This window comes from Pseudomonas sp. TYF_14 (assembly GCF_043105275.1).
Taxonomy (GTDB): domain Bacteria; phylum Pseudomonadota; class Gammaproteobacteria; order Pseudomonadales; family Pseudomonadaceae; genus Aquipseudomonas; species Aquipseudomonas alloputida.
Genome location: NZ_JBICLK010000061.1, coordinates 114,995 through 139,383, shown reverse-complemented (window position 1 = coordinate 139,383; position 24,389 = coordinate 114,995). Strand labels below are relative to the sequence as shown.

Sequence of the window (24,389 nt, the reverse complement as noted above, 5' to 3'; positions counted from 1 at the left end):
GGCCTGATCACTCAGGTCGCTCGGGTTGCATCGAGAGGGGGCTTTCGGCGGGCAGTGATTGACTGCTGCTGCCAGCATCCAGTTCATGCCGCCCTTGGCGCTTGGTTTTTATCAAGCGTGCGAACGCCTGCAGCGTGGCTCAATGTCTGGCCTGTTGGCGCAGTTGCCGCACCTCGTCCTGAGCCTGGGTTGCCCGCCTTAGGGCCTCGTTGGCGGTCTGCTCGACCAGATCGATGCGGTAACACACTTGATCGGCGCGCAACCTTGCGGTGGCGGCGTTGTTCTCCGCCGACTCCAGGCGCGCATCGTATTCCTCGGCGCGCCACGCCGTGCAGCCTGACGCGGTAACCAGCAACAGGCTTGCCCACCCGCAAAGCACATAACGTCGCATGTCCGTACCCTCTTGCATGCCAGGACACGCTGAGTATCGCTGGCGGCGTGCGCTGCAGCCTGACATTTGTCAACCGCGAGCGGCCTTTTCACCGGGGTTGACCTTTATCAATCGGGGATGCTGTTGCGACTGTTGCAGTACCATGAGGTCAACGACATTCACCACCCTCACACGCACGTCTGGAGCCTGCATTGCCAATCAGGTATCGGGCGCTGGGGCTGGGCCTGCCATGATGACGAGATGCCCGAGGTGGTGCTTGCCTGTGCGAGCGATGTGCCGACGGATATTGGCGCGCCGCATATTGAGGAAGACATCGAACAGGTCCTCGTTCTGGTTCGCGGTGATCAGAGGCCGGGGCAGTACATCGACCGCCTGCAGGTCCTCCTGATCCGGTGGGTTGCGCGCAATGATCCGCAACGCCAGGTCGCGATCGGTGATCAGGCCGATGGGCCGACAACGCTCGCCGTCGACATGTTCGGCCAGCACAAGATCGCCGACATGGTACTGATTCATCATGCGCGCCGCGGCATAGATGGAGATACCGGGTGGTGCGGTGACCACGTCCCGGTTGCAGTATTTGCCAATGGACATCATGTTCTACCTCCACGGGCGGAGCCTCCTTGCTCCTCGATGCAGTGAGGGTGGGTGATCATTTACCGCTCTTGATCGGAATCACCTTTTCCGGATGGATGGCTTCGGCACGCTTGGGCAGGTGCACCAGCAGCACGCCCTTGTCGAACTGGGCGTCGATTTTCTCGGCGTCGACCCCACGGGGCAGCTGGAAAACCCGTTCGAAGCTGCCGTAATGGCGCTCGGACAGGTGATATTCCTTGCGTTTTTCGTCCACTTCCTCCTTTTTCTCGCCCCGGATCAACAGGTTGCCATTGACGAGCTTGATCTCGATATCCTTGGCATCCACGCCAGGCAACTCGGCGCTGATGCGGTATTCCTCGGCCAGCTCGCTGATGTCCATGGCCGGCATGCCGTGGGTGAACAGGTCACGCCGCCAGAACGGTTCGACATCGAACGGTGTGTGGCTGAACGGCATGCGCATCGGCCGCCGTCCAAAATCCTCGAACAGGCTGTCGATCTGGCGGCGCAATTGCTGGAAGGGCCGCCACAGCTCTGAAGGTTCGACGCTGGGTGGCGAACCTTCGGTTGGCTGGCTGGCGACGGGGGTAACAGGCACTTTCTTGGCAACGTCTGACATGGCGCCCTCCTCGAATGAGTGAATGAGTGATGCCTCCCAGGGAGACGCCTCGATCATGCGCCGTGGAGCAGCACCCCATTTGATCTTTATCAACAAGGTGAAGTCCCTGCCGCCCGCTGGTTTGATCCTGGTCAAAGTGCCGGGTTGGCCACGGTCTAGGCTGATTACAGCAAGTCATCATTACCGTGCGAGGCAGTCATGGACCGGGAGGGTGCCAGCGTCCGCTTGCTCCAGACATTGCCCGGCCTGGGCATCCAGCAATTCGTGCGCCTGGCCCTTTGCAGCCCGTCATGCAGCGAGGCAATGGCTGGCCAGTACTGTGTGCTCAGCGGTCGAACCGAGTGCTGGCCATGCAGTTACGTGACCCTGCCTGGCGTGGCCGGGCAATTTATCGTCAGCACCCAGAGTGCGCAGCCCTTGGGACGGGCGGGGGAACTGTTCGACTATTCCGGGCCGCTTGGCAGCGCTTGGCCGTTGCCCATGCAAAGTACAAGGTTGCTGGCCATCAGTCGCGCCGATGGCCTGCTGCCCTTGCTGGGTGCGCTGGATGAGATTCGCTGTTGGCTGCCCTGGATACAATTGCAGCTGTCACATGACGGCATTGCAGCTGAACTGCTGCCAGACGATTGTCGAACCTGGCTGTCGCTACTGCCGCGTGACAGCAGCAGTGGCTGGTGGCAAACCAGGCGCTTGCTGATCACCTTTCACCCGGACACGGTGTACTGCTGCGCACCGTCACAGGTGGCGCGCCAGGTAGCCCAGCTGTGCTGGCAAACAGGCGTAGCACCCCAGCGCATCTGGATACGCACGGATCATGTGGCACGTCCGATCTGGGGGGGGCACTCCGCCGAAAGCTGGCCTGTGCAACGCTATGACCGGGTGCTTGCCGCGCTCAAGTGGGCTCCTCCAGGCGGGTCAGGTTGACCAGGCCTTGCATGTCGATGAGCCTGACCTCACGCCCGGCGCACAGCACGAGACCTGCATGGACGAAGCGGCTGAACAGTCGGCTGACCGTTTCCAGCGTAAGGTCCAGGTAGTTGGCGATATCACCACGGGACATGGGCAGGTTGAACACATCCGCCCGCAACCCCCGCGCCTGGTAACGCGCCGACATGCCCAGCAGGAAGATCGCCAGCCGCTGCTCGGCACGCCCATGGCAGCAGCGCAGGTGCTCGTCCTTGCCCTGGATCCCCAGGCTGAGCATGTGCAGCAACTGATAACGCAACCCCGGAATCTGGCCGGACAGGTCCACCAGCTGATCCAGCCTGATGGAGCAGACCAGCGAGAGTTCCAGGGCAACGGCAAAGCTTCGGTAATGACTGGCACCAATAGCGTCCAGCCCGAGCATTTCACCCGGCAGGAGGAAGCCGGTCACCCGCTCGGTGCCCTCGGCATCGAGCAGAAAATTCTTGATCGCCCCAGAGCGCAAGGCAAACACGTGCTCCATGGGTTCATTGGCCTTGAACAGGTACTCACCCCGCTTCAATGGCCGGTTACGGCGGACAATTCGCTCCAGTTTGTCCACTTCGTCGGCGCTGAGGCTGGCGGGCAGGCATAGCCGGCTCAACGAGCACGCAAGGCACTTCACATGGGGCCTTGCCCCCATTTCTGCAGAGCCTGACATGACGATGCCTCCGCTTTTTTCAGGCAGGCATCTAATCAAGTTAGCGGCCCCACAAAACGTTCGCGGGCTGTCCGACCAAGGGTTGGATGCCACGCGAGGCGACCTGATGAAGATCAAACCGCCCCTTGCCCGCGCGCGCGTGCTCAAGCGTCGAACGCTTCGTTAAAGCCTGATCGTTTGCCTGGGCGCTATCCGCCAAAAAGTGATAGATCATGAAAATCAGTAGCTTGCTTGTAATTGTGTCCGAAGAAGATCGATACGATCCGGCTATACCCGCTTTTTTCTATCGGCTCGACAGGTCATGTGGGAAGCATTTGACAACTGTCAAGTCAGGGCAAGGTCCGCTGCCGAAACTGAACTTCCTTGTTCATTCGACACAGAGGACATTGCCATGGCACCCGCCGAAACTTCCCGAGTACATACAACGCCTTCGTTTCCCAAGCCTTCCGGTGAACACTGGATCGAAGCCCTCGAAAACGGCGTTCACGTGTTGATCAGGCCCTTGCAAGCCCAGGACCGAGAACGCGAAAAAGCCTTCATCGAACGGCTGTCGCCCGAATCGCGGCATTTCCGCTTCCTGTGCCAGCTCAGGGAGCCCGGTGAGGCCATGCTCGACCAACTGATGAAGGTCGACCAGGATCGCCAGGCGGCCTACGTCGCCCTCGCCCACGTGGATGGCGAATTGCAGGAAGTGGGCATTTCCCGCTACGCCACCGCCAGCGGCAAGGACGAGTGCGAATGTGCCGTTACCGTCATGGACAGCTGGCAGCACCATGGCTTGGGTCGCCTGCTGCTCAAGCACCTGATCGACCATGCCCGGGCCAAGGGCTTGCGGCAGATGTATTCGGTCGACGCAGCAGCCAACCAAGCGATGCGCGAGCTGGCCAAAGCGGCAGGATTCACCACCGCCGCTGACCCGGATGATCCCAGCCAGGTCATCCACCGGCTCTCCCTGATCTGAACTCTGGGCCGCCGCGCACTGACGGGTCAATGCGCGGCGGCCCGATTACGGGAGGCTCCCCATGAACGGCTCTTCGAAGAAATTGATGGAAAAACTCTACGGCAAGCGGTATCAGGTCGATACTGCCGATATTGCCCCGGTGCTTCATCAGTACGCCGAACCTTTGCCGAACCTGGATACGCCGGCATTCGCAGCGCTGTTCGACCGCTACGCTGACGCGCGCGTCATCCTGCTGGGCGAGGCAAGCCACGGCAGCAGCGAGTTCTATCGCGCCCGAGTGGCGATCACCCGGCGCCTGATCGAACAGCATGGCTTCAACATCGTCGCCGTCGAGGCCGACTGGCCGGATGCCGGGCATGTCGATCAGTACGTCCGAGGCTTGGCGCACTCGGCGTGGAAACGCCATATTTTCAGCCGTTTTCCAACCTGGATGTGGCGCAATAGCGAAGTCAAAGCCTTCGCCCAATGGCTGCACGGGCACAACCGCCTGCTGCCCACCGACCACCGCGTGGAATTCCGCGGCCTGGATGTGTACAGCCTGCGCAATTCCATCCATGAAGTCCTGGCGTATCTGGACCGGGTCGACCCGCATCTGGCCCATGAAGCCCGTCGCCGCTACGGTTGCCTGACGCCTTGGCAGGACGACCCCGCGCTGTACGGGCACTTTGTCGAGCACAGTGGCGTCATGCCATGCGAGCAACCGGTGATCCAGCAACTGAATGCCATGCTCGCCGAGCAATTGTCAGGGCTTGTCCGCAATGATGAAGCTTTTTTCAACGCCACGCAGAATGCCCGTGTAATCATCGCCGCAGAGCAGTACTACCGCGCCATTTACCGAGGTTCGACGGCGTCCTGGAACCTGCGCGACCGGCACATGTTCGATACCTTGCTCGCGCTGCTGGAACACCGTGGCCCCCACGCCAAGGCGGTGGTCTGGGCTCACAACTCCCATATCGGCAATGCCGCAGCCACGGAAATGGGCTGGAAAGGCCAGTTCAACATCGGCCAGCTTTGCCGCAGCGCTTTCGGGCACGACGCGGTGTTGATCGGCATGGCCACCGACCGCGGCCAGGTGGCCGCCGCCGATGACTGGGACGGCGACATGCAGATCAAGGAAATCCGACCTTCGCGCAGCGACAGCTGGGAGCATCAGTTCCGCCTCGCAGGCGTGCCAGCCTGCCTGAGCGACTGGCGCGACCCACAGCGCAAGGAGCTGCGCCATGTGTTGTCCACGGTGCTACTCGAACGCGCCATCGGCGTCATCTATCGCCCAGAGAGTGAACGGCTGAGCCATTACTTCGAGGCGGTGCTGGCCGAGCAGTTCGATGCGCTGCTCTGGTTCGAGCAGACCCGGCCGGTGACTGCCCTGCCCTTGCCGAAACAACAGCATCTTGAGCCAGAGGACGAAACCTATCCATTTGGTGTATGAGCCTCGGCCAAGCCCCATCAGACGGATATGCGCTGCAGGTACTTCACGAACCAGTCACCGGCGAGCGCCGCGGCCTTCGCCAAGGTGCCAGGCTCTTCGAGCGGTCCACCTGACGATTGAGCTCAGCAGGTCGAAGAGTAGTGACCTTAGGCCACGTGCCGCGAGAGCGTCTGCTACGTATTGATTGCGGGCGATCAGACGCCCGCCACGAGTTCGACGCCTGCCAGCTTCATCGTCTGTGTGCGAACTTCAACCCTGTGCTCAGTCATGGGGCGCCCTCCGGCAAAGCGCTTGCTGATCGGCCTGCCCCATGAGCGTCATCACTTTCTCGTCTGATGTCTGCGGGAAGTCCTGATACCAATAGCCAACCGAAACCATCCGCTCAGGCACCAGCGGGCACACCAGCTCATCCACTTCACCGTACAGCGCTTCGAGCGTTTCTGGCGGTGCGACCGGGACGGCGACCACGATCCGCGCCGGTGATTGGGCTCGCACGGCCTGGATAGCCGCCCGCATCGTGGCGCCGGTCGCCAGGCCGTCATCGATGAGAATCACCACCTGATCCTTGAGTTGCAGGGGTGGCCGCCCTCCCCGGTAGCCCCGTTCGCGCCGGGCCAGCTCCTCGGTTTCCCTGGCAACCACGGCGTCGAACAACGCGGGTTCTACCGGATAGGCCCGTAGCGTGTCGTCATTGAGGAAAGTGACTCCGCCGCTGGCTATCGCCCCCATGGCGAACTCGGGGTGAAACGGCATGCCGAGCTTACGCACCACCAGCAGGTCCAGGCGGACGTTGAGGGCGGTCGCGACTTCGTAGGCCACAGGAACGCCACCACGCGGCAGTGCGAGCACGATCACGTCGGGCCTGCCAGCGTAGCGGGCCAGTGGCTCGATCAGGCATCGTCCTGCCTGGGTACGGTCGGCAAACAAGGTTGGCAACGCAAGGTCATGGGACATGAACATCTCCCGCGCCGCTACGGGCGCCTGTCACTGCGGTTTCCGATGGGGGCCGTTGGTTGCTTCAAGCCGTGACTGCACGCCCCTCCTCGGGCAACAGGTCGAACTGCGCGAGGCAACGCTGCTCATCTGCAGGGGGCAGCGCCCTCAGGCCGCTCACTTCCTGCATGGGCGTTTCGAACAGGGCCAGGCGGAACACCCCATTGCGCTTCAGAAAGGCCGCTGGGGTGCGATGCGGTCGATAATCCGCGCACACCCGCATCGGCATTTGATGCAGATCAGAAAACCGCTTATCGCATGTGAGCACCCAGATATTAGTTGCTAGGCGGCTGATACACGTCCACCGCGCTGGTATCCACCGCCTTGGGTAGCAACCCCTCGCGATAGAACGCGTCGGCAATCCGTTGCTGCTCGGCCAGGTTGTCCAGCTTCACCGGCTGCACATCGTAACTGCGCCGGGCGTTGGCCTGCTGCACCGTGGCGCTGTCCAGATTACCCCACAGCGGGCCAAGGATGCGGGCAGCGGCCTCGGGGTTGGCCTTGGTCCAGGCACCGGCTTCACGCAATGCCAGGTACACCTGCTGCAATACCTCAGGATGCGCCTTGGCATAATCGCTGCCGGCGAGGTAATAGCGCTGGTAACTGGCCAGTTCGCTGCCGTCGACCAGGATCCGTGCGTTCTGCTGACGCTGGGCGCTGGCCACGTAAGGGTCCCAGGTCACCCAGGCATCGACCTTGTGGTTCTCGAAGGCAGCGCGGCCGTCGGCGGGGATCAGGTAAGCCGGCGTGATGTCCTTGAAGGTCAGCCCAGCCTTGGCCAGGGCCTGGATCAACAGATAGTGGCTGCCAGCGGCTTTGGTCACCGCCACACGCTTGCCTTTGAGGTCGGCCAGGGTCTTGAGCGGTGAGTCCGCCGGCACCAGGATCGCCTGGGCGGTCGGCGAAGGTGCTTCCCGGGCGAAATAGGTCAACTTGGCGCCTGCCGCCTGAGTGAACACCGGCACGGTGTCGGCAACGTCCGCCGAGAGGTCGACATTGCCAAGGTTCAGGGCCTCCAGCAGCGGCAGGCCGCTGGGGAACTCGTGCCAGGTCACGCGAATGCCCTCGGCCTGCAGGCGCTGTTCGAGAGTGCCCCTGGCCTTCAGCAGGGTCAGCAGGGTCGAGGATTTCTGGTAGCCGATGCGCAGGGTCTGCTCGGCGCTGGCAAGGCTTGGCAGCAAGGCGCTGGCGAGCAGCGCCAGGCCCAGCTGGCGCAGGGGTTTAAAGGTCATGAATACGTCTCCGAGGTCAGGGTTGCGCTGCAAGCTTGGCGGCGGCAGGAAGGGTGAAGCCGGTGGCAAAGGTCGGGGCCACATCAAGGCGCTCGGTCATCAGGCCGTGGGTGTGGTAGAAGTCGGCGGTGTCCTGCTGCTCGGTCACGGTTTGCGTGTCGATCACCTGCCAGCGCAGCTGCCGACGCTCGAATTGCAGGCGGGCCGCCTCTACCGGGAAGCCAATGATCGCGGCCAAGGTTTTCGAGTAGGTATCCAGGTGTTGGTTGGCCCACACCTGCGCTGCGGCCAGGCGGTTGAGATAGTCCTGCAGCGCTGCACGACGCCCAGGCTCCTCCAACGCCTTGTCGGTGGCGGCAAGGAAACTGTTGCCGGTGGACAGGCCACGACCGTTGACCAACACACGGCCTTGCCCACTCAACTCGGCCAGCGCTGTGTAAGGCTCCCAGGTCGACCAGGCATCCACCGAGCCGTTGGCCAGGGCGATCTTGGCGTCCACCGGCCCAAGGAAACGGAACTCCACATCCTTCTCGGTCAGCCCTGCCTGGGCCAGCGCCTTGAGCGCCAGATGGTGCCCGATCGACCCTCGCCCGGTCGCGATGCGCTTGCCCTTGAGTTCGGCCGCACTGCGCAGCGGCGCCTCCGGCCGCACCAGCAACGCCGTGCCGTAAGGGTCGGACTTGTCCACTGCGATGGCCTTGACCGGTGCTCCGGAGGCCAGCACGAACAGCAGTGGCGCATCGCCGATGATGCCGGCATCGATCGCCCCAGCGTTGAGCGCCTCGGCCAGCGGCGCGGCGGCAGGGAACTCGGCCCAGCGGATGTCGTAGGGCAGGTCGCGCAGGGCGTCGGCGGCCTCCAGCTGGGCGCGCATGTTACCCTTCTGGTCGCCGATGCGCAGGGTCAGGCGCTCGCTGGCGCTGGCATGACCGGCCAGCAGCAGGGCAACGGCAACGGTCAGCAGCTTCGTTCGGATGGACATGATGTTCCTCGGTGTCTTGGCGGGCAGCATCGTGCGGCCCGGCTCAAGCGACTCTAGCGAGATCTTTTAAATAAATTAAATTGATTTTAGGAATAACCTAATATGCGTTTTTATCTTCTAGAATCGTCCCGATGGCACTACCCTCCAGTGCGATGATGCTGATGCCTGATTTTTTCCCGTTCGACCCAGAGAGCGCCGATTATGAAAATCGATGATATGGACGCCTTCGTCGCCGTCATTCGTTGCCAGTCCACCAACCTTGCCGCCGAGGCCCTGCAACTGACGCAGCCGGCCATTACCCGCCGGGTGCAGAATTTCGAGGAAGACCTCGGCGCCACCCTCCTCGACCGCAACACCAAGCCGCTCAAGCCCACCCCCATGGGCTTGCGGGTCTATGAGCAGTGCAAGGCGATCCTGCGCGAGATAGACTCGCTGCGTGAACTGGTAGCCAACGACGGCGCGCCGTCGGGCACCTTGCGCCTGGGTGTGCCGCAGACATTGGGCGACGTTGTGCTGCTCGACGCCCTGGCACAGATCCGTGAGGCCTACCCCCAACTGCGCACCCAGGTCACCAGCGGCTGGGGCAGCAGCCTGATAGCGCGCATGGAAAACGGTGAGCTGGACGCTGCCGCGGCCCTGTTCCCGCCTGGCAAGATTTTCCCCGAAGGGATCGCCAGCCAGTCGATCGCGCGCATGCCGCTGAGGGTGGTCACGGCCAAGGGCAGCGCCGGCAAGCGCAGCTACAAGCTCAAGGACTGCTACACCCGCGGCTGGGTGCTGAACCCGGATGGCTGTGGCTTCCGCGCTGGGCTGCAACGGGCACTGAGTGAGCAAGGGCTGAGCCTGTCGATCAACCTCGAAACCTTCGGCACCGAGTTGCAACTGGGGCTGGTCGCCAACGGCCAGGGCCTGGGACTGGTTCCCGAGCCGCTGTTACAGACCAGCCGCCACCGCAGTGCGCTGGATGTACTGAATATCAGCGATTTCAAGCCGCAGGTGGATCTGTGGCTGTTCCATCCGCGCTACCTGGGTAATTTACAGGAGCCGGTGGAGCTTTTTGGTGAGGTCGCGGGACATCGGTTGTTGGGTTGAGCTCACTGGCCTGTGGCGCCTTGCGTGGCGAAAGGGCTGCAACGCAGCCCAAGCTATAAATGCAAATTACGCATAACAAGCAAAACTCTAAATCATTAAAACTCATAATTAGCATATAGCTAAAAAGCCTTTTACAGCCTTCATCCATGCGAATACGGTCTTAGGCAACGCACCGTCATTCAGGGATGAGCCTCATGAGTCAACCGTCCGACAGCGCTCTCGCCGAGCTGACGCTGGCCCTCGCGGCAAACGCCGAGCGCTACGACCGCAGCGCCCAGTTCCCCCAGGACAACTTCCACTTGCTGCACCGCCACGGGCTGCTCGCCCTCACTGTACCCCGTGCCTTCGGCGGAGGCGGCGCGGACCTTGCCAGCGCCCGCCGGGTGATCGGCGCGGTCGGCAAAGGTGACCCGGCCACCGCGCTGATCCTGGTGATGCAATACCTGCAGCATTTTCGCCTGCAGGACGAAGCGCGCTGGCCCGAGCCCCTGCGCCAGCGCGTGGCTTACGATGCCGTGCGGCACGGCGCGCTGATCAACGCACTGCGCGTCGAACCTGAACTGGGTACTCCGGCCCGTGGTGGCCTGCCCGCCACCGTGGCGCGACGCACGGCCGAAGGCTGGCGCTTGAGCGGGCGAAAGATCTACTCCACCGGCAGCCACGGCCTGACCTGGTACCTGGTGTGGGGCCGCAGCGACGACAACGACCCGTTGGTCGGCGGCTTCCTTGTGCACTGCGACACGCCTGGCATCACGATCATCGATGACTGGGACCACTTGGGCATGCGCGCCACTTGCAGCCACGAAGTGCGCTTCGACGATGTGCTGATTCCCCTCGACCACGCCGTCAGCGTCAGCCCCGCCAGTGCCCCGAAGGCCGAACTCGACGGCGAGAGCCTACTGTGGATGGCGGTGTTACTGCCGGCCGTATACGACGGCGTGGCCCGCGCCGCGCGCGACTGGCTGGCGGGCTTTCTCAAGCAGCGCACACCTTCCAACCTGGGAGCGCCGCTGGCCAGCCTGCCACGCTTCCAGCATGTACTCGGCCGCATCGACACCCTGCTGTTCGCCAACCAGAGCCTGCTCGACGGTGCCGCCGCCGGGCACATCTCACCCCAGCATGCCGGGCAGCTCAAGCATCTGGTCAGCGCCAACGCCATCCAGGCCGTGGAACTGGCCATCGAGGCCGCCGGCAATCCCGGGCTGTCGCGGCGCAACCCGCTGGAGCGCCACTACCGCGATGTACTTTGCAGCCGGATCCACACCCCACAGGACGATGTGGTGTTCGGCCAGGTCGGCCGTGCCGCGCTGACGGAGGTACAGGCATGAACCACTCGATCATCGCCAGCCAGCTCGACGACCAGGCCAACCAGCACCTGCGCGAACACTTGCCAGGCCATGAAGTCATTGATATCGCACCCGACCAGCTGGCTGTCGAAGCCCCCGCCGATGTGTTAATCCTGCGCCCGATCAATGTGCGTGGGCGACGCGTAGGCACCCCGCCACCCGGGTGGCCCTGGGGCCTGAAGTGGGTGCAACTGGTGTCTTCGGGCATCGACTTCTACCCCGACTGGGTGTTCCAGGGGGCGACGGTAACCAGCGGCAAAGGCGCCAACGCCGAACAAGTGGCCGAGTTTGCCCTGGCTTTGGTGTTCGCCGCTGCCAAGCAACTGCCCGGTCTATGGGTCAAGGACGCCGACTGGCGCCTGACCCCGCTGGCCCCGTTGCGTGGTCGCACCCTGGGCATCCTCGGCTTCGGCAGTATCGGCCAGAGCCTGGCGCGCAAGGCCGTGGCCCTGGGGCTTCGGGTTCTGGCCCTGAGCCGCCCCGGCCAGGGCATCGCAGACATCCCTGGCGTAGAACCTGTGGCCGACCTGCGACAGCTGTTCGCCGGCAGCGACCATCTGGTGCTGGCCGCCCCGCTCACTGCGGCCACCCGTGGCCTGATCGACCGCCAGGTCCTGGCCTATGCCCGCCCCGGCCTGCACCTGATCAACATTGCCCGCGGCGGCTTGCTCGACCAACAGGCCCTGCTCGACGCCCTGGACAGCGGCTTGATCGGCCGGGCCAGCCTGGATGTCACCGAACCCGAGCCACTGCCGGCAGGCCACCCGTTGTACCACCACCCACGGGTGTTCCTGTCACCGCACACCTCGGCCATTTCCGAGGACGGTTACCCGGCCTTTCTCGATGCCTTCATCGCCAACTTCCACCGCTACCGCGAGCAGGCGCCCCTGGCCAACCTGGTCGACACGGCGCGCGGCTATTGATTACCGGAGAGTCCCATGAGTTCACTGTCTGCCTTCACCACCAGCACCTGCAACGTACGCGACCGGGTCAGCGCCGAAGAGTGGGAGGTGCGGGTCAAGCTGGCCGCCGCTTACCGTCTGGCTGCGCTGCTGCGCTGGACAGACCACATCTACACGCACTTCTCGGTCCGCGTGCCGGGGCCGCATGAGCATTTTCTGATAAACGCCTTCGGGCTGCTGTTCGACGAAATTACCGCCTCCAACCTGGTCAAGGTCGACGTCGACGGCGCGATCATCGACGACCCGCTGGGGCTGGGCATCAACCAGGCCGGGTACGTCATTCACAGCGCCATCCACCGCACACGGCCTGATCTCAAGGCTGTGCTGCACACCCATACTCGCGACGGCGCCGCGGTGTCCGCCCAGCGCGACGGGTTGCTGCCGATCTCGCAGCACGCCTTGGCCTACTACAGCCGCGTGGTTTACCACGACTACGAAGGCGTCGCCCTGGACCTGGACGAGCAAGCACGGCTGGTGGCCAATCTGGGCGACAGCAACATTCTTATTTTGCGCAACCACGGGCTGCTGACCGGAGGTGTCAGCGTGGAACACGCGTTCCGTGAGCTGCACGGGCTGGAGCGGGCCTGCAACATCCAGATCGCCGCCCAGGCCGGGGGCAACGACCAACTGTTACATGCCTCAAAGGCGGCGATTGCCAAGGTGCATGAGCAGTCCAAGCGGTTTTCCGATGGCCAGGGGGAAGGTATCCAACGGCATTGGGATGCGCTGATTCGGCAGTTGGATCGCGAGGGCCTCGATTACCAGGACTGACTCCAAGGCACCTTTTGCCTGTTCCGGCGAACTGGCCGGAACAGGAGAGCCCCATTCATTGAAGGATCAATCCCATGCCCCCACTGCACCAACTGCTCGCGATCGGCACCCTGGCCCTGGGCCTCACCGCTTGCTCGCCGGCCGACAACACCTCAACCAGCAAGACCCTCAACATCGCCTTCTGGGGTGACAACACCACGCTGGTCAGCGTCGACCCCTTTCAGGTCTACTGGCTCGAACACCGCGTGCTGCTGCGCAACGTCGTCGAGTCGCTCACTGACCAAGACCCGCAGACCGGTCGCATCATCCCGTGGCTGGCGAAAACCTGGGAGGTCGGTGCCGATGCCCTGAGCTATACCTTCCACCTGCGCGAGGACGTCACCTTCAGCAACGGCGAACGCTTCGATGCTCACGCCGTGAAAACTGCCTTCGACAGCAACAAAGCGTTCGCCAGCCAGTTGCCGGCCACCTTCGGTGCCACCTACCTGGCCGGCTACGACCACGCCGAGGTGATCGACGACTTCACCGTGCGCCTGGTCCTGGCAAAACCCAACGCGGGTTTCCTTCAGGCCACGTCCACCACCAACCTGGCCATTCTCGCCCCGGCCTCGTACCGGTTGAGCGCGCAGCAACGCTCGCTGGGCAAGATCATCGGTACCGGGCCATTCACCCTCGATCACTACACCCCGGAGGTCGGCGCACGCCTGCTCAAGCGTGCCGATTACGCCTGGCCCTCGGCCAACGTGCGCAACCAGGGCGCGGCGTACCTGGATGCCGTGGACATCAGCTACATCCCCGAAGAGAGTGTGCGCAACGGCCTGTTCCTGCAAGGCAAGGTCGACATCCTGTGGCCACGCAACCCGTTCTCGGAAGTTGACCTGCAGCTGTTTCAGTCCAAGGGCGCGACCATCCAGAGCCGTTCGCTGCCAGGCCCGGCGCTGAACCTCTACCCCAATACCCGCAACGACCGCCTGCTCGGTGACCGCCAAGTGCGCCTGGCGCTGCAGAAGGCCATCGACCGCACCAGCTACGCGCACACCGTCTACAACACTGCGTTCCCGGTGGTGAGTGGCGTATACGACGTCACCACACCGTTCTTCAAAGCCCAAACCGACAAGCTCGCCTACGACCCCAAAGGTGCCGAGCAACTGCTCGACGCCGCTGGCTGGCACAAAGGCGACGACGGCTACCGGCACAAGAACGGCCAGCGCCTGACGCTGCGCTACAACCTCACACCCGCCGAAAGCGCCGGTGACGTGCTGGTACAGGACCAACTGCGCAAAGTGGGCATCGACCTCAAACTGAACGTACTGACCCGCGCCGAATGGGTGACCGGCAATTCGACAGGCGCCTACGACCTCACCTCCACCTACATGACCCGCGCCGACCCGATCATCCTGCAGACCATCCTCGACCCGCGCGCCGCCAACAGCGCCACGCTCGCCACCAACACCTACGAGCCCGACACCCTGGCCAAAGCTCAGGCGCTGTTCGACAGCGGTATCACCGCCACTGCCGACACGCAACGGGCCCAGGCCTACGGCCAACTGCAGGACCTGCTGGTCGACGAAGCGTCGGCGTTCCCGCTGTACGAGCGCGTCTGGCAGGCCGCCACCGCGCCGCGGGTCAAGCACTTCCACTGGACCGCCGAAGGCTTCGCCCTGCTCAGTGACATCCAGGTCGGCCAGCCATGAGACGCTACCTGATCGGCCGCGTCGGCCAGGCCCTGCTGGTGTTGTGGGGGGCTTATACCATCACCTACTTCATCCTCTACCTGCTGCCCGGCGACACCTTGGCGATCATGCTGAGCGCCTCCGGCATGGAAGCCGACGGCCTGTCGCCCGAGGACCTGGCCAAAGCACGCACTTACTATGGGCTGGACAAAGGCTTGTTCGAACAGTATTTCGACCTGCTGTGGCGGGCCCTGCACGGCGACCTTGGCCAATCGCTGTCGCTGGGCCGACCGGTCACGGCACTGTTGGCCGAGCGCCTGCCGCAGACCCTGGCCCTGGCCGGTGCCGCCATTGCCCTGTCGCTGTTGGCGGGTGTCGGCCTTGCCTGTCTGACCGCCTACCTGCAATGGCGTCCACTGAAGACTGCACTGGCGCGCCTGCCCTCGCTGGGCTTCTCGGTGCCGGTGTTCTGGATGGGCCTGCTGCTGATCCAGGTGTTCGCCTTCGCGTTGGGCTGGTTTCCGGCCACGGGCAGCCAAGGCCTGGCCAGCCTGGTGCTGCCGGCCATCACCCTGGCGATCCCCAGCGCTGCGGTGTACGCCCAGGTGCTGCAACGCGGCTTTCAGGGCGTGTGGCAGGAGCCGTACATCACCACCGCCTTCGCCAAGGGCCTTAGCCGGGCCCAGGTTCAGGCACGCCATGGCCTGCGCAACGCGGCGCTGCCGCTATTGACGCTGGTCGGCCTGCAAGTCGGCAATACCGTGTCCGGGGCTGTATTGGTGGAAACCATCTTCTCGCGCAACGGCGTCGGCCGTCTGGCCCAGGAGGCCGTGCTGCGCCAGGACATACCCGTGGTGCTGGCGATCGTCGGGGCGTCGGCTGCGGCCTTCGTGGTGGTGAACCTGCTCGTCGATCTGTTCTATCCCTACCTCGACCCGCGTATCACCCACACCGCGAAGGTGAACTGAGATGACCCTCGACATACCCCTGTCACCCCTCGACACCGCGCCCTCCGAGCCCCGCCCTGCCGCCACCTGGAGGCGTCGCACACGTTGGCAGCGCGCATACCAGATGTTGGCCCCGCTGCTGCGCCGACCCGGTTTCAGCCTGGCGCTGCTGATCGTACTGTTCGCCCTGCTTTGCGCGCTGGCCCCGCACTGGCTCAGCAGCTTCGATCCCTACGCCACCGCACCCGCCGACAAGCTCAGTCCACCCAGCCTGGCGCACTGGTTCGGCACCGACGAACTGGGCCGCGACCTCTACACCCGGGTGGTGTATGGCGCGCGCCTGTCGGTGCTCGCCGCCCTGCTGGCGGTGGCCATCGCCTTGCTGGGCGGCTTGGGCCTGGGCGTGCTGGCCGGTTTTGCCGGCGGGCACGTCGACGCCGCGCTGATGCGCCTGATCGACGTATTGCTGGCCCTGCCCGGCCTGCTGTTGGCCCTGGCCATCGTCACCGCCATTGGCTTCGGCACCGTGCCGGTGGCCGTCGCCGTGGGCGTCGGCATCCTGCCCGGTTTTGCCCGCACCACCCGAGCCGAAGTGCTGCGCATCAAGACCCTGCCCTTTGTGGAAGCCGCACGCCTGTGCGGTGCCAGCTGGGCACGCACCCTGCTGCGCCATGTACTGCCCAATGCCTGGAGCCCGGTAGCGGTGCTCGCCACCCTGGACTTCGGCGCTGCCATCCTGGCCACGGCCGGGCTGAGTTTCCTCGGCTTTGGCGCGGCGCCACCCGCCGCGGAATGGGGCACGCTGATCGCCAACGGCCGTCACTTCCTCATCACCGCCCCTTGGCTATCCCTGCTACCGGGGCTGTTCGTGGTGGCCGTGGTGTTCAGCCTCAACCACCTGGCGCGCAGCGCCGAGGAGCATGCCCGATGAGCCAGTCACCCCTGATCGAGGTCCGCGACCTAAGCGTCAGCTACAGCTTCGCCGGGCAACGCAGCCAGGCCCTGCGCCAGCTGTCGTTCAGCCTGGTCCAGGGCGAGACCCTGGCGGTGGTGGGCGAGTCAGGCTCGGGCAAATCGACCCTGGCCAACGCCCTGCTTGGTCTGTTGCCGGGCAATGCACGCATCGACCAAGGCCAGTTATGGGTCGATGGTGTCGATATGGCGCAAGCCAGCGAACGCGCCAGGCGCCAGTTGCGCGGGCGCACCATCGGCCTGGTGCCGCAAGACCCAATGGTCAGCCTCAACCCCACCCAACGGATCGGCCAGCAAATCGCCGAGGCGCTGCAGCTGGCGCGTGGACGACGCTATCCAGGCCAAGAGGCCAAGGTGCTGGCGCTGCTGGACCAGGCCGGCCTCGACGAGCCGGCGCTGCGTGCGCGGCAGTACCCCCATGAGCTGTCCGGCGGCATGCGCCAGCGGGTGCTGATTGCCATCGCCCTGGCCGGCGAGCCACGGTTGATCATCGCCGACGAGCCCACCAGTGCGCTGGACGTGACTGTGCAGCGGCGTATTCTCGATCACCTGCAACTGCTGGTCGCCGAGCGCGGCATCTCGCTGCTGATCATCACCCATGATCTGGGCATGGCCTGTGACCGCGCCGACCGCCTGCTGGTGATGAAGCAGGGTGAGCAGGTCGAACACGGCTCGCCCCGGCAGATCCTCTGGGGCGCCCGGCAACCCTACACCCGCGCCCTGCTCGATGCCGCGCCGGCCTTCGTGCCACGGCGCAGGCCAGCCGCACCGCGGGGCCAGACGCCACTGCTGCGCCTGAGCCATGTCGGCAAACGGTTCGAGCTGCCCGGCAAAAACGAGCATTACACTGCCCTGCACGACCTGAGCCTTGAACTGCATGCCGGGCAGACCCTGGCGATTGTCGGCGAATCCGGCTCGGGCAAGAGCACCGCCCTGCGCATCGCCCTGGGCCTGGAGAAGCCCAGTCAAGGGCAGGTGGTGTTCGCCGGCGAGGACGTCACCGGTTACACCTGGAGCCAGTTCCGCCCCTTGCGCCGGCGTATCCAGCTGGTGCAGCAAAACCCGTTCGCCGCGCTCGACCCGCGCTTCACCGTGTTCGACAGCGTCGTCGAGCCGCTGGTCTCTTTCGGCCTGCTCCGGGGCGAGGCACTAGAGCGCAAGGCCCGCGAGCTGATCACACGGGTGCAATTGCCAGTGCAGTTCCTCGATCGCCTGCCCAGGGAATTGTCAGGTGGCCAGCGCCAACGCGTGGCGATTGCACGGGCGTTGGCACTGGAGCCAGAGGTGCTGCTGCTCGATGAGCCAGTCAGTGCACTGGACGTGTCTGTGCAGGCGCAGATCCTCGCCCTGCTGGACGAATTGCAGCGCGAGCTCGGCATGGCCTATGTGCTGGTCTCCCATGACCTGGCGGTGGTGGCGAGCATGGCAGACCAGGTGCTGGTGCTACGGCGCGGGCAGGTGGTCGAGCAAGGGCCGGCGCTGCAGGTGCTCAGCAAGTCGGCCAGCGCCTACACACGGGCGCTGATCGACGCGATACCAGGGCATTCACGCAGCGTGTTGCCCGTGGCGATTTAACGGTTGTGCCGTGCGGCACTGACGTGTCGCACGGATCGACCCTTGGTGCACATCTGAAAAGAGGTATTGACCATGAGTAAACGGCAGTTCCATCTCGGCGCCATGAACCACGGCGTCGGCCACAAAAGGAGTTCCATTGCATGAGCCTCGAATTCATTGGCCTGATCGGCCCCCATGAAAGCAGCGAATCACAGGCGCCGCGCGGACCGCAGGTTGACCTGGGCTTCATCAAGGCCTTCGCCCAGGCCCAGGAGTACGCCGGCTTCGACAAGGCCCTGCTGGCGGTGAATACCAGCGCGCCAGACTCGATGATTCTCGCCAGCTACGTGGCCGCGCTCACCGAGCGCATCGGCCTGCTGGTGGCACACCGCCCCGGCTTCCAGGCACCGACCTTCGCTGCCCGCCAATTCGCCACCCTCGACCAGCTCAGCCGCGGCCGTGCTTCGATCAACGTGATAACCGGTGGCGACAGCGGCGACCTGCAGCGCGACGGCGACTTTCTCGACAAAGATGCCCGCTACGCACGTACCGACGAATACCTCGATGTGCTGCGTAACACCTGGACCCAGACGTCGCCCTTCGACCACCACGGCGACCACTACCGGGTAGAGGACAACCTGACCTTGGTCAAACCCGTGGGCAAGCTGCCGGTGTACTTCTCCGGCGCCTCGGACGCGGCGGTAGAAGTCGCGGCCAAGCATGCCGACGTCTACATGATGTGGGGCGAGCCGCTGGAGCAGGTGCGCGAACGCATCGCCCAGGTGCGCAAGGCCGCCGCTCGCCATGGGCGTGAGCAGCACATTCGCTTCAGCCTGTCGCTGCGGCCGATCCTGGGGGCCACCGAGGAGGAAGCCTGGGCCCGCGCTGAACGCATCCTGGCCGATGCACAGCAGCGTATTGGCATCCGCCAGGGCAACCGCCGCGAGAAGAATTTCGGCAAGAGCAACGTGGGGTCCGAACGCCTGGTGCAACTGGCCAGTCAGCGCAAGGTCCACGACACTCGGCTGTGGACAGAGATTGCCGCACTGGGTGGCGGGGCCGGTAATTCCACCTCGCTGGTCGGTACCGCCGAACAGGTCGCCGAAGCGACGCTGGCGTACTACGACCTGGGCGTGAGCACGTTCCTGTTCCGTGGCTTCGATCAGTTGCGTGATGCCGTGGAGTATGGGCAGGCGTTGATTCCGCGGATTCGGGCGCTGGTAGCAGACCAGGAAGCCGGTCGCAGCACCCGCAGCGCCTGATCTGCACCGGCCTCTTCGCGACGAAGGACGTTCCTACAGGTGATTGAAGATTCCTGTAGGAACGGTTGTTAGCCGCGAAGAGGCCGGCCCAGGCGATCTAGCGGCCAGACCGCGGTAACGCCAATCCCAAGCTTTCCCGAAGGGTCGTGCCCTCATACGCCGTGCGATACACCCCACGTGCCTGCAGCAACGGTACCACTTCTTCGGTAAACCGCCGGAACTGGCCAGGATGACCAATGTAGATATTGAACCCATCCAGCGCCCGCGCTTCGAACCACTCGGCCATCTTCGCCGCCACGGTTTCGGCCGAACCAACGAAGGCCCCTGGCCGTAACTGACGGCCAAACTCAACAGCCTGACGCAGACTGAAGGCCTTGTCCCGCGCCTGGTCGGCAATACGCTTGGCATTCGTGAAAAAGCTGCTCCGTGCAAACTCCAGGCTCTCTTGCGGGAACGGGGCATCCAGGTCGTACTGGCTGAAATCATGCCAGCCGAAGTTGCGCCCGAATTCCTTCAACGCCAGTTCGAAACTGTGGTCGGCCTGATGGTAATGGCGCTCGATCTCACGGGCGTGGGCGTCGTTGTCACCCACGTAGATCTCCGCGCCGGGCAATACCAGCAACTGCTCCGGGTCGCGACCCAGGCGCGCGGCGCGGCGCTTGATGTCGCGGTAGAAGGCCTGGCCCTGCTCGATGCTGGCGGCGTGGGTGAACACCACATCAGCCGTAGCGGCCCCGAGCGCTCGGCCTTGTTCGGAATCGCCCGCCTGGAAGATCACCGGCTGCCCCTGGGGCGAGCGCTGGATGTTGAGCGGGCCGACGACCGAGAAATGCTTACCCTTGTGGTTGAGCGCATGCAGCTTGGTCGGGTCGAGGAACCGGCCACTGGCCCGATCACGGGGGAAAGCATCGTCTTCATACGACTGCCACAGCCCCTGCACGACTTGCACATGCTCCTCGGCACGGGCGTAACGGGTGTCGTAGTCATAATGCTCGTCGAGCCCGTAGTTACCGGCAGTGCCGGCATCGCCGCTGGTGACCACGTTCCACCCTGCACGGCCCTTGCTGATCAGGTCCAGCGAAGCCAGGCGGCGGGCGACGTTGAAGGGCGCGTTGTAAGAAGTGGTAAGGGTACCCACCAGGCCGATATGGCGGGTGCTGACCGCCAGAGCCGAGAGCAGGGTCAACGGCTCCAGCCGATTGAGATAGTGCGAAGGCGAGCCGGGGGTGATGAACTGGCTGTCGACGATGAACATCAGGTCGAACAACGCGGCTTCCGCCTGCCGGGCGATGGCGATGTACCAGTCGATGTTCACGCTGGCGTCGGCGGGCAGTTCGGGGTCGAGCCACAGGTTGTGCCGGCCCGGGCCGCCACTGCCCATGGTCAGGGCGCCAAGTTTGATCTGTCGTTTGCTCATGGGAGTTCCTGTTGGATGGTCCATATCTGAATGCCGCCGCGGTCCTTGCGCAGCGGCCTAGTTATTGCCGAATGCTGCGTTGAACGAGGTATCGAACAGGCTTTGCGCCGGGTATGCCTTGATCAGCCCGAGCCCGGAGAAGAAATCCACGGTTTTCTGCGCATCGGCGATCACCTGCGGGTCCAGCGGCGCGAGGTCGGTGCGTGCACGGGCGAACCAGGCACGGGCGATGTCGCGATCAGCACGGGTGAGCTTGGCCCACGCGTCGGCGTAGGCCTCGGTATTGGCGGGGGCGCTCAAGGTCCAGTCACGGGCCTTTTTCAGGCGCTGGAGGAAATCGGCGATCTGCGCTCGCTTGAGTTCCACCGCCTTGCTGTTGGCGACCACGAAGCTCTGCGCCGGGATCACCCCATCGGCGGTGGCCAGCACCCGGGCGCCTTGCCGCTCCTGCTGAGTGACGTAAGGCTCCCAGGTGGCGATCACATCCACCGAACCACCGTCCAAGGCGTGGGATGCATCCAGCGCACTGAGGTAACGCAGCTCCACGGCATCACGCGGCACCCCGGCCTTGTCCAGGGCACTGAACAGCAATTGCTGGCTCCACGAGCCTTTCCAGATGGCCGCGCGTTTGCCGCGCAGGTCCTGCAGGCTGTGGATCGGAGAATCCTTGCGCGCCAGGATGGCCACGCCTTCGAGGTTCTGCCGGCTGACCGCAATCACCTTGATCGGCGCCCCCAAGGCACCGAGGAACAGGGGCGGCGCGTCGCCCAGCAGGCCAATATCGAGACTGCCGACGTTGAGCGCTTCGGCCACCGGGGAGCCTGCGGTGAACTGCTTCCACTCCAGGGTGTAAGGCAGTTGTTCTAGCACGCCGGCGGCTTCCATCACGGCACGAGCGTTGTAACTCTGGTCACCGACCACCAGGGTCTGGGCGGCGGCGGCAAGGCTGAAAGTGGTGGCCAACACGGTGGCGGCCAGCTGTTTGAAGTAACGCACGTTCGTCTCCAGATACCCGCTTGGGGCATGCGAGGCGATCCGCGCGTGCGGTCTCGTCTGTTATTGTTTATAGCTCCGAGGTATTAACGGAGTATTCTTTATAATCTAATCAGTGTTACTCATCCTGTGAAATGCACGTTGGGTATATCCTCATGCTTTTCACTGCGGCAATTTCAAAACAAACGGTCCATCCTGTAAATGCATATTTTGCATATTAGCTTATGTTTATTTTGCATTTTGAGAATAGAAAAAAGGTTTGCTAGGGTTAACTGAAACCTGAGAGCAGAGCCTGAACCATGACCGAACCCCTGCACCCGCAGCGCTTGCGCCACTTCATCGACCACCTCGCCACGCTGCTTGACCGACAGCCTGACGAAGCCACCCTTCTCGACGCAGGCCAAGGCCTGCTGGCCGATCTGGTCGCCCATGACGACTGGCTGCCGAACGACCTCGCCCAGCCCGACCCGCAGCGCTATCAGCAATACCTGCTGCACTGCGACTCGCGCCAACGTTTCTCGGTGGTGAGCTTCGTCTGGGGCCCGGGGCAGCAAACACCGATCCACGACCACCGGGTCTGGGGGCTGATCGGCATGCTGCGCGGTGCCGAGCACGCTCAGGGATTCGTGCGTGACGCCAGAGGCGCTTTGTTGCAAGAGGGGGCCCCCATCCGTCTGGTGCCCGGCCAGGTGGAAGCGGTGTCGCCGCGCATCGGCGACATTCATCAGGTGAGCAATGCGTTCGCCGACCAGGTATCGATCAGCATTCACGTCTATGGCGGCAACATCGGCGGTGTCAAGCGCGCGGTGTACGCCTTGGATGGCAGCGAAAAACCGTTTGTCTCCGGCTATTCCAATACCCGCCTGCCAAACATCTGGGACCTGTCCAAAGAGAACCCTGCCCCATGAGCACCGTCACCACCCGCCGTTACCACGACATCCGCCGTGCTTTACTGGCCAAGGAGGAGCTGGCCCTGATCGACGTACGCGAAGAAGACCCTTTCGCCCAGGCCCATCCGCTGTTCGCGGCCAACATACCCCTGTCGAAACTGGAGCTGGAAATCTTCGCCCGCGTTCCCCGGCGGGACACCGCACTCACCGTCTACGATGACGGTGAGGGGCTCGCCGCAGTCGCCGCGCAGCGTTTACTGGCCTTGGGCTACGTCAATGTTGCCTTGCTTGATGGCGGCCTTGCCGGCTGGCGCGCTGCGGGCGGCGAGTTGTTTCGTGATGTCAACGTGCCAAGCAAAGCTTTCGGCGAACTGGTGGAGAGCGTGCGCCACACGCCTTCGCTGGCTGCCGAACAGGTCAAGGCGCTGCTTGATGGACAGGCCAATGTGGTGGTCCTCGATGCCCGCCGTTTCGACGAATACCAGACCATGAGCATCCCCGGCGGCATCAGCGTGCCCGGCGCCGAACTGGTGCTGCGCGTGGCCGAACTGGCGCCTGACCCGGCGACCCAGGTGATCGTCAACTGTGCCGGGCGCACCCGTAGCATCATCGGCACCCAGTCGCTGATCAATGCCGGCATTCCCAATCCGGTGGCGGCCCTGCGCAATGGCACCATCGGCTGGACCCTGGCGGGGCAGCAACTGGCTCATGGTCAGGACCGCCGCTTTGCCGAGGTCACCGCGGTTACCCGCGCCAACGCCGCCGGCCAGGCCCGGGCGGTAGCAGACCGCGCCGGCGTGCTGCGCCTGGACCGCGCCGGGCTGGGCCAGTGGCAGGCCGACACGCAGCGCACCCTCTACCTGTTCGATGTGCGTACGACCGAGGAATACAGCGCCGGTCATCTGCCGGGCAGCCGCCCGGTGCCCGGCGGGCAACTGGTTCAAGAGACCGACCACGTCGCCAGTGTGCGCGGGGCGCGCATCGCGCTGGTGGACGACGATGGCGTGCGCGCCAACATGAGCGCCTCGTGGCTGGCACAGATGGGCTGGCAGGTCGCTGTGGTCGACGGGCTGACTGCAGCGGACTTCAGCGACCGGGGCGAATGGCAACCGCCGCTGCCCGAATTGCCGGATGCCAGCGAAATAACCGTCGAGCAACTGGCCAGCTGGCTGCAGGAAGACGGCACAGTAGTGCTGGACTTCACCGCCAGTGCCAATTACGTCAAGCGCCATATCCCGGGCGCGTACTGGGCGATCCGTACCCAGCTGGCCGACGCCCTGGAACGGCCGCCCGAGGCCCGCCGTTATGTGTTGACCTGTGGCAGCAGCCTGCTGGCGCGTTTTGCCGCGCGCGACCTGCAGACGCTGACCCGCACGCCGGTTTACGTGCTCGCAGGAGGCACCGCACGCTGGATCGCCGCCGGTCTTCCATTGGAAGGCGGTGAGGCCCGCCTTGCCGTACCACGCAGCGATCGCTACCGGCGTCCCTATGAAGGCACAGACAACCCACACGAGGCGATGCAGGGCTACCTGGACTGGGAATTTGGCCTGATTGCGCAGCTTGAGCGCGATGGCACTCATGGTTTCAGGGTGCTTTGAACCGTATCCACGGTGGTATTTGAAACGACGCGCTGGATCGAAAGCGGGCCTGGACGGCCGAAAGCTTTCGAACCAGACGCGTTACAAGGG

General features: G+C 64.1%; 23 protein-coding genes and 2 pseudogenes. 15 read left to right on the top strand and 10 right to left on the bottom strand.

Going from position 1 to position 24,389, the window contains the following annotated elements:
- Positions 1-139: 139 nt before the first annotated feature.
- Positions 140-391 (bottom strand): hypothetical protein, encoded by a 252-nt coding sequence (locus tag ACF8O8_RS16805; RefSeq protein WP_010954120.1) that lies wholly within the window; start codon positions 389-391, stop codon positions 140-142.
- A 69-nt stretch (positions 392-460) separates the two neighbouring features.
- Positions 461-583, bottom strand: coding sequence for a hypothetical protein (locus ACF8O8_RS16800; RefSeq protein WP_079732527.1), 123 nt, complete (start codon positions 581-583; stop codon positions 461-463).
- Between ACF8O8_RS16800 and ACF8O8_RS16795 the strand changes: the two are divergent.
- Positions 575-673, top strand: a pseudogene (locus ACF8O8_RS16795) (hypothetical protein); the annotation flags it as partial. The gene ACF8O8_RS16800 and the pseudogene ACF8O8_RS16795 overlap by 9 nt on opposite strands.
- 141 nt (positions 674-814) lie before the next feature.
- Here the strand turns inward: ACF8O8_RS16795 and ACF8O8_RS16790 are convergent.
- Together ACF8O8_RS16790 and ACF8O8_RS16785 are read right to left on the bottom strand one after the other, a co-directional pair.
- Positions 815-982: pseudogene (locus ACF8O8_RS16790) on the bottom strand (CBS domain-containing protein); the annotation flags it as partial.
- 58 nt (positions 983-1,040) lie between these two features.
- Positions 1,041-1,601: an Hsp20/alpha crystallin family protein gene (locus ACF8O8_RS16785; RefSeq protein WP_049587895.1), complete on the bottom strand. Its 561-nt coding sequence runs from the start codon at positions 1,599-1,601 to the stop codon at positions 1,041-1,043.
- Positions 1,602-1,799: 198 nt separating this feature from the next.
- Here ACF8O8_RS16785 and ACF8O8_RS16780 point away from each other — a divergent pair, with 198 nt between their 5' ends.
- A complete protein-coding gene (locus ACF8O8_RS16780; protein ID WP_060494848.1) occupies positions 1,800-2,525 on the top strand; it encodes a hypothetical protein in 726 nt (241 codons plus the stop codon).
- On the opposite strand, the gene fnrB is transcribed toward ACF8O8_RS16780, so the two are convergent.
- A complete protein-coding gene (gene fnrB / locus ACF8O8_RS16775) occupies positions 2,494-3,225 on the bottom strand; it encodes a Crp/Fnr family transcriptional regulator FnrB (protein ID WP_010954117.1) in 732 nt (243 codons plus the stop codon). The two genes, ACF8O8_RS16780 and fnrB, sit on opposite strands and share 32 nt — an antisense overlap.
- 391 nt (positions 3,226-3,616) lie before the next feature.
- Between fnrB and ACF8O8_RS16770 the strand changes: the two genes are divergently transcribed.
- Together ACF8O8_RS16770 and ACF8O8_RS16765 are read left to right on the top strand one after the other, a co-directional pair.
- Positions 3,617-4,186, top strand: coding sequence for a GNAT family N-acetyltransferase (locus tag ACF8O8_RS16770; RefSeq protein ID WP_010954116.1), 570 nt, complete (start codon positions 3,617-3,619; stop codon positions 4,184-4,186).
- A 61-nt stretch (positions 4,187-4,247) separates the two neighbouring features.
- Positions 4,248-5,615: an erythromycin esterase family protein gene (locus ACF8O8_RS16765; RefSeq protein ID WP_392510026.1), complete on the top strand. Its 1,368-nt coding sequence runs from the start codon at positions 4,248-4,250 to the stop codon at positions 5,613-5,615.
- Positions 5,616-5,876: 261 nt separating this feature from the next.
- On the opposite strand, the gene ACF8O8_RS16760 is transcribed toward ACF8O8_RS16765, so the two are convergent.
- The 3 genes from ACF8O8_RS16760 to ACF8O8_RS16750 all read right to left on the bottom strand — a co-directional run bounded on the left by ACF8O8_RS16760 (position 5,877) and on the right by ACF8O8_RS16750 (position 8,822).
- Positions 5,877-6,569 carry a phosphoribosyltransferase gene (locus ACF8O8_RS16760; RefSeq protein ID WP_392510025.1) on the bottom strand — a complete coding sequence of 231 codons (693 nt, stop codon included), beginning with the start codon at positions 6,567-6,569 and terminating at the stop codon, positions 5,877-5,879.
- A 314-nt stretch (positions 6,570-6,883) separates the two neighbouring features.
- Positions 6,884-7,840: an aliphatic sulfonate ABC transporter substrate-binding protein gene (locus ACF8O8_RS16755; RefSeq protein WP_010954113.1), complete on the bottom strand. Its 957-nt coding sequence runs from the start codon at positions 7,838-7,840 to the stop codon at positions 6,884-6,886.
- Positions 7,841-7,856: 16 nt separating this feature from the next.
- Positions 7,857-8,822, bottom strand: coding sequence for an ABC transporter substrate-binding protein (locus ACF8O8_RS16750; RefSeq protein WP_010954112.1), 966 nt, complete (start codon positions 8,820-8,822; stop codon positions 7,857-7,859).
- 201 nt (positions 8,823-9,023) lie between these two features.
- On the opposite strand from ACF8O8_RS16750, the gene ACF8O8_RS16745 reads away from it, so the two are divergent.
- The 9 genes from ACF8O8_RS16745 (at position 9,024) to ACF8O8_RS16705 (ending at position 19,401) form a co-directional block, all read left to right on the top strand.
- Positions 9,024-9,914 (top strand): LysR family transcriptional regulator, encoded by an 891-nt coding sequence (locus ACF8O8_RS16745; RefSeq protein WP_010954111.1) that lies wholly within the window; start codon positions 9,024-9,026, stop codon positions 9,912-9,914.
- 194 nt (positions 9,915-10,108) lie between these two features.
- Positions 10,109-11,242, top strand: a complete 1,134-nt coding sequence (locus ACF8O8_RS16740; protein ID WP_350297872.1) for an acyl-CoA dehydrogenase family protein — start codon at positions 10,109-10,111, stop codon at positions 11,240-11,242.
- Positions 11,239-12,183, top strand: a complete 945-nt coding sequence (locus ACF8O8_RS16735; RefSeq protein WP_010954109.1) for a D-isomer specific 2-hydroxyacid dehydrogenase family protein — start codon at positions 11,239-11,241, stop codon at positions 12,181-12,183. Before ACF8O8_RS16740 ends, ACF8O8_RS16735 begins: the two co-directional genes overlap by 4 nt.
- 15 nt (positions 12,184-12,198) lie before the next feature.
- Positions 12,199-12,993 carry a class II aldolase/adducin family protein gene (locus ACF8O8_RS16730; RefSeq protein WP_392510024.1) on the top strand — a complete coding sequence of 265 codons (795 nt, stop codon included), beginning with the start codon at positions 12,199-12,201 and terminating at the stop codon, positions 12,991-12,993.
- A gap of 74 nt (positions 12,994-13,067) precedes the next feature.
- Positions 13,068-14,687 (top strand): ABC transporter substrate-binding protein, encoded by a 1,620-nt coding sequence (locus ACF8O8_RS16725; protein WP_350297870.1) that lies wholly within the window; start codon positions 13,068-13,070, stop codon positions 14,685-14,687.
- On the top strand, positions 14,684-15,634 hold the full coding sequence (locus ACF8O8_RS16720) for an ABC transporter permease (protein WP_010954106.1): 951 nt from the start codon (positions 14,684-14,686) through the stop codon (positions 15,632-15,634). Before ACF8O8_RS16725 ends, ACF8O8_RS16720 begins: the two co-directional genes overlap by 4 nt.
- 1 nt (position 15,635) lies before the next feature.
- Positions 15,636-16,544, top strand: coding sequence for an ABC transporter permease (locus ACF8O8_RS16715; protein WP_010954105.1), 909 nt, complete (start codon positions 15,636-15,638; stop codon positions 16,542-16,544).
- On the top strand, positions 16,541-18,160 hold the full coding sequence (locus ACF8O8_RS16710) for a dipeptide ABC transporter ATP-binding protein (protein ID WP_392510023.1): 1,620 nt from the start codon (positions 16,541-16,543) through the stop codon (positions 18,158-18,160). Before ACF8O8_RS16715 ends, ACF8O8_RS16710 begins: the two co-directional genes overlap by 4 nt.
- Before the next feature lie 140 nt (positions 18,161-18,300).
- Complete coding sequence (locus ACF8O8_RS16705; RefSeq protein WP_010954103.1) at positions 18,301-19,401, top strand: LLM class flavin-dependent oxidoreductase; 1,101 nt, start codon at positions 18,301-18,303, stop codon at positions 19,399-19,401.
- A gap of 97 nt (positions 19,402-19,498) precedes the next feature.
- Here ACF8O8_RS16705 and ACF8O8_RS16700 read toward each other — a convergent pair whose 3' ends face one another.
- Both ACF8O8_RS16700 and ACF8O8_RS16695 read right to left on the bottom strand, forming a co-directional pair.
- The gene (locus ACF8O8_RS16700; protein ID WP_392510022.1) at positions 19,499-20,818 is read right to left on the bottom strand and encodes an LLM class flavin-dependent oxidoreductase; all 1,320 of its coding nucleotides are present in this window, start codon (positions 20,816-20,818) and stop codon (positions 19,499-19,501) included.
- A 57-nt stretch (positions 20,819-20,875) separates the two neighbouring features.
- Complete coding sequence (locus ACF8O8_RS16695; protein WP_010954101.1) at positions 20,876-21,814, bottom strand: ABC transporter substrate-binding protein; 939 nt, start codon at positions 21,812-21,814, stop codon at positions 20,876-20,878.
- A 296-nt stretch (positions 21,815-22,110) separates the two neighbouring features.
- On the opposite strand from ACF8O8_RS16695, the gene ACF8O8_RS16690 reads away from it, so the two are divergent.
- On the top strand, positions 22,111-22,719 hold the full coding sequence (locus ACF8O8_RS16690) for a cysteine dioxygenase (protein ID WP_392510021.1): 609 nt from the start codon (positions 22,111-22,113) through the stop codon (positions 22,717-22,719).
- Positions 22,716-24,299: a rhodanese-related sulfurtransferase gene (locus tag ACF8O8_RS16685; RefSeq protein ID WP_060489562.1), complete on the top strand. Its 1,584-nt coding sequence runs from the start codon at positions 22,716-22,718 to the stop codon at positions 24,297-24,299. Before ACF8O8_RS16690 ends, ACF8O8_RS16685 begins: the two co-directional genes overlap by 4 nt.
- Positions 24,300-24,389 lie beyond the last annotated feature (90 nt).

Coding starts and splice junctions, on each gene's coding strand:
- ACF8O8_RS16805 (WP_010954120.1), bottom strand. CDS start 391: ATGCGACGTTATGTGCTTTGCGGGTGGGCAAGCCTGTTGCTGGTTACC.
- ACF8O8_RS16800 (WP_079732527.1), bottom strand. CDS start 583: ATGCAGGCTCCAGACGTGCGTGTGAGGGTGGTGAATGTCGTTGACCTC.
- ACF8O8_RS16785 (WP_049587895.1), bottom strand. CDS start 1,601: ATGTCAGACGTTGCCAAGAAAGTGCCTGTTACCCCCGTCGCCAGCCAG.
- ACF8O8_RS16780 (WP_060494848.1), top strand. CDS start 1,800: ATGGACCGGGAGGGTGCCAGCGTCCGCTTGCTCCAGACATTGCCCGGC.
- fnrB (WP_010954117.1), bottom strand. CDS start 3,225: ATGTCAGGCTCTGCAGAAATGGGGGCAAGGCCCCATGTGAAGTGCCTT.
- ACF8O8_RS16770 (WP_010954116.1), top strand. CDS start 3,617: ATGGCACCCGCCGAAACTTCCCGAGTACATACAACGCCTTCGTTTCCC.
- ACF8O8_RS16765 (WP_392510026.1), top strand. CDS start 4,248: ATGAACGGCTCTTCGAAGAAATTGATGGAAAAACTCTACGGCAAGCGG.
- ACF8O8_RS16760 (WP_392510025.1), bottom strand. CDS start 6,569: ATGTCCCATGACCTTGCGTTGCCAACCTTGTTTGCCGACCGTACCCAG.
- ACF8O8_RS16755 (WP_010954113.1), bottom strand. CDS start 7,840: ATGACCTTTAAACCCCTGCGCCAGCTGGGCCTGGCGCTGCTCGCCAGC.
- ACF8O8_RS16750 (WP_010954112.1), bottom strand. CDS start 8,822: ATGTCCATCCGAACGAAGCTGCTGACCGTTGCCGTTGCCCTGCTGCTG.
- ACF8O8_RS16745 (WP_010954111.1), top strand. CDS start 9,024: ATGAAAATCGATGATATGGACGCCTTCGTCGCCGTCATTCGTTGCCAG.
- ACF8O8_RS16740 (WP_350297872.1), top strand. CDS start 10,109: ATGAGTCAACCGTCCGACAGCGCTCTCGCCGAGCTGACGCTGGCCCTC.
- ACF8O8_RS16735 (WP_010954109.1), top strand. CDS start 11,239: ATGAACCACTCGATCATCGCCAGCCAGCTCGACGACCAGGCCAACCAG.
- ACF8O8_RS16730 (WP_392510024.1), top strand. CDS start 12,199: ATGAGTTCACTGTCTGCCTTCACCACCAGCACCTGCAACGTACGCGAC.
- ACF8O8_RS16725 (WP_350297870.1), top strand. CDS start 13,068: ATGCCCCCACTGCACCAACTGCTCGCGATCGGCACCCTGGCCCTGGGC.
- ACF8O8_RS16720 (WP_010954106.1), top strand. CDS start 14,684: ATGAGACGCTACCTGATCGGCCGCGTCGGCCAGGCCCTGCTGGTGTTG.
- ACF8O8_RS16715 (WP_010954105.1), top strand. CDS start 15,636: ATGACCCTCGACATACCCCTGTCACCCCTCGACACCGCGCCCTCCGAG.
- ACF8O8_RS16710 (WP_392510023.1), top strand. CDS start 16,541: ATGAGCCAGTCACCCCTGATCGAGGTCCGCGACCTAAGCGTCAGCTAC.
- ACF8O8_RS16705 (WP_010954103.1), top strand. CDS start 18,301: ATGAGCCTCGAATTCATTGGCCTGATCGGCCCCCATGAAAGCAGCGAA.
- ACF8O8_RS16700 (WP_392510022.1), bottom strand. CDS start 20,818: ATGAGCAAACGACAGATCAAACTTGGCGCCCTGACCATGGGCAGTGGC.
- ACF8O8_RS16690 (WP_392510021.1), top strand. CDS start 22,111: ATGACCGAACCCCTGCACCCGCAGCGCTTGCGCCACTTCATCGACCAC.
- ACF8O8_RS16685 (WP_060489562.1), top strand. CDS start 22,716: ATGAGCACCGTCACCACCCGCCGTTACCACGACATCCGCCGTGCTTTA.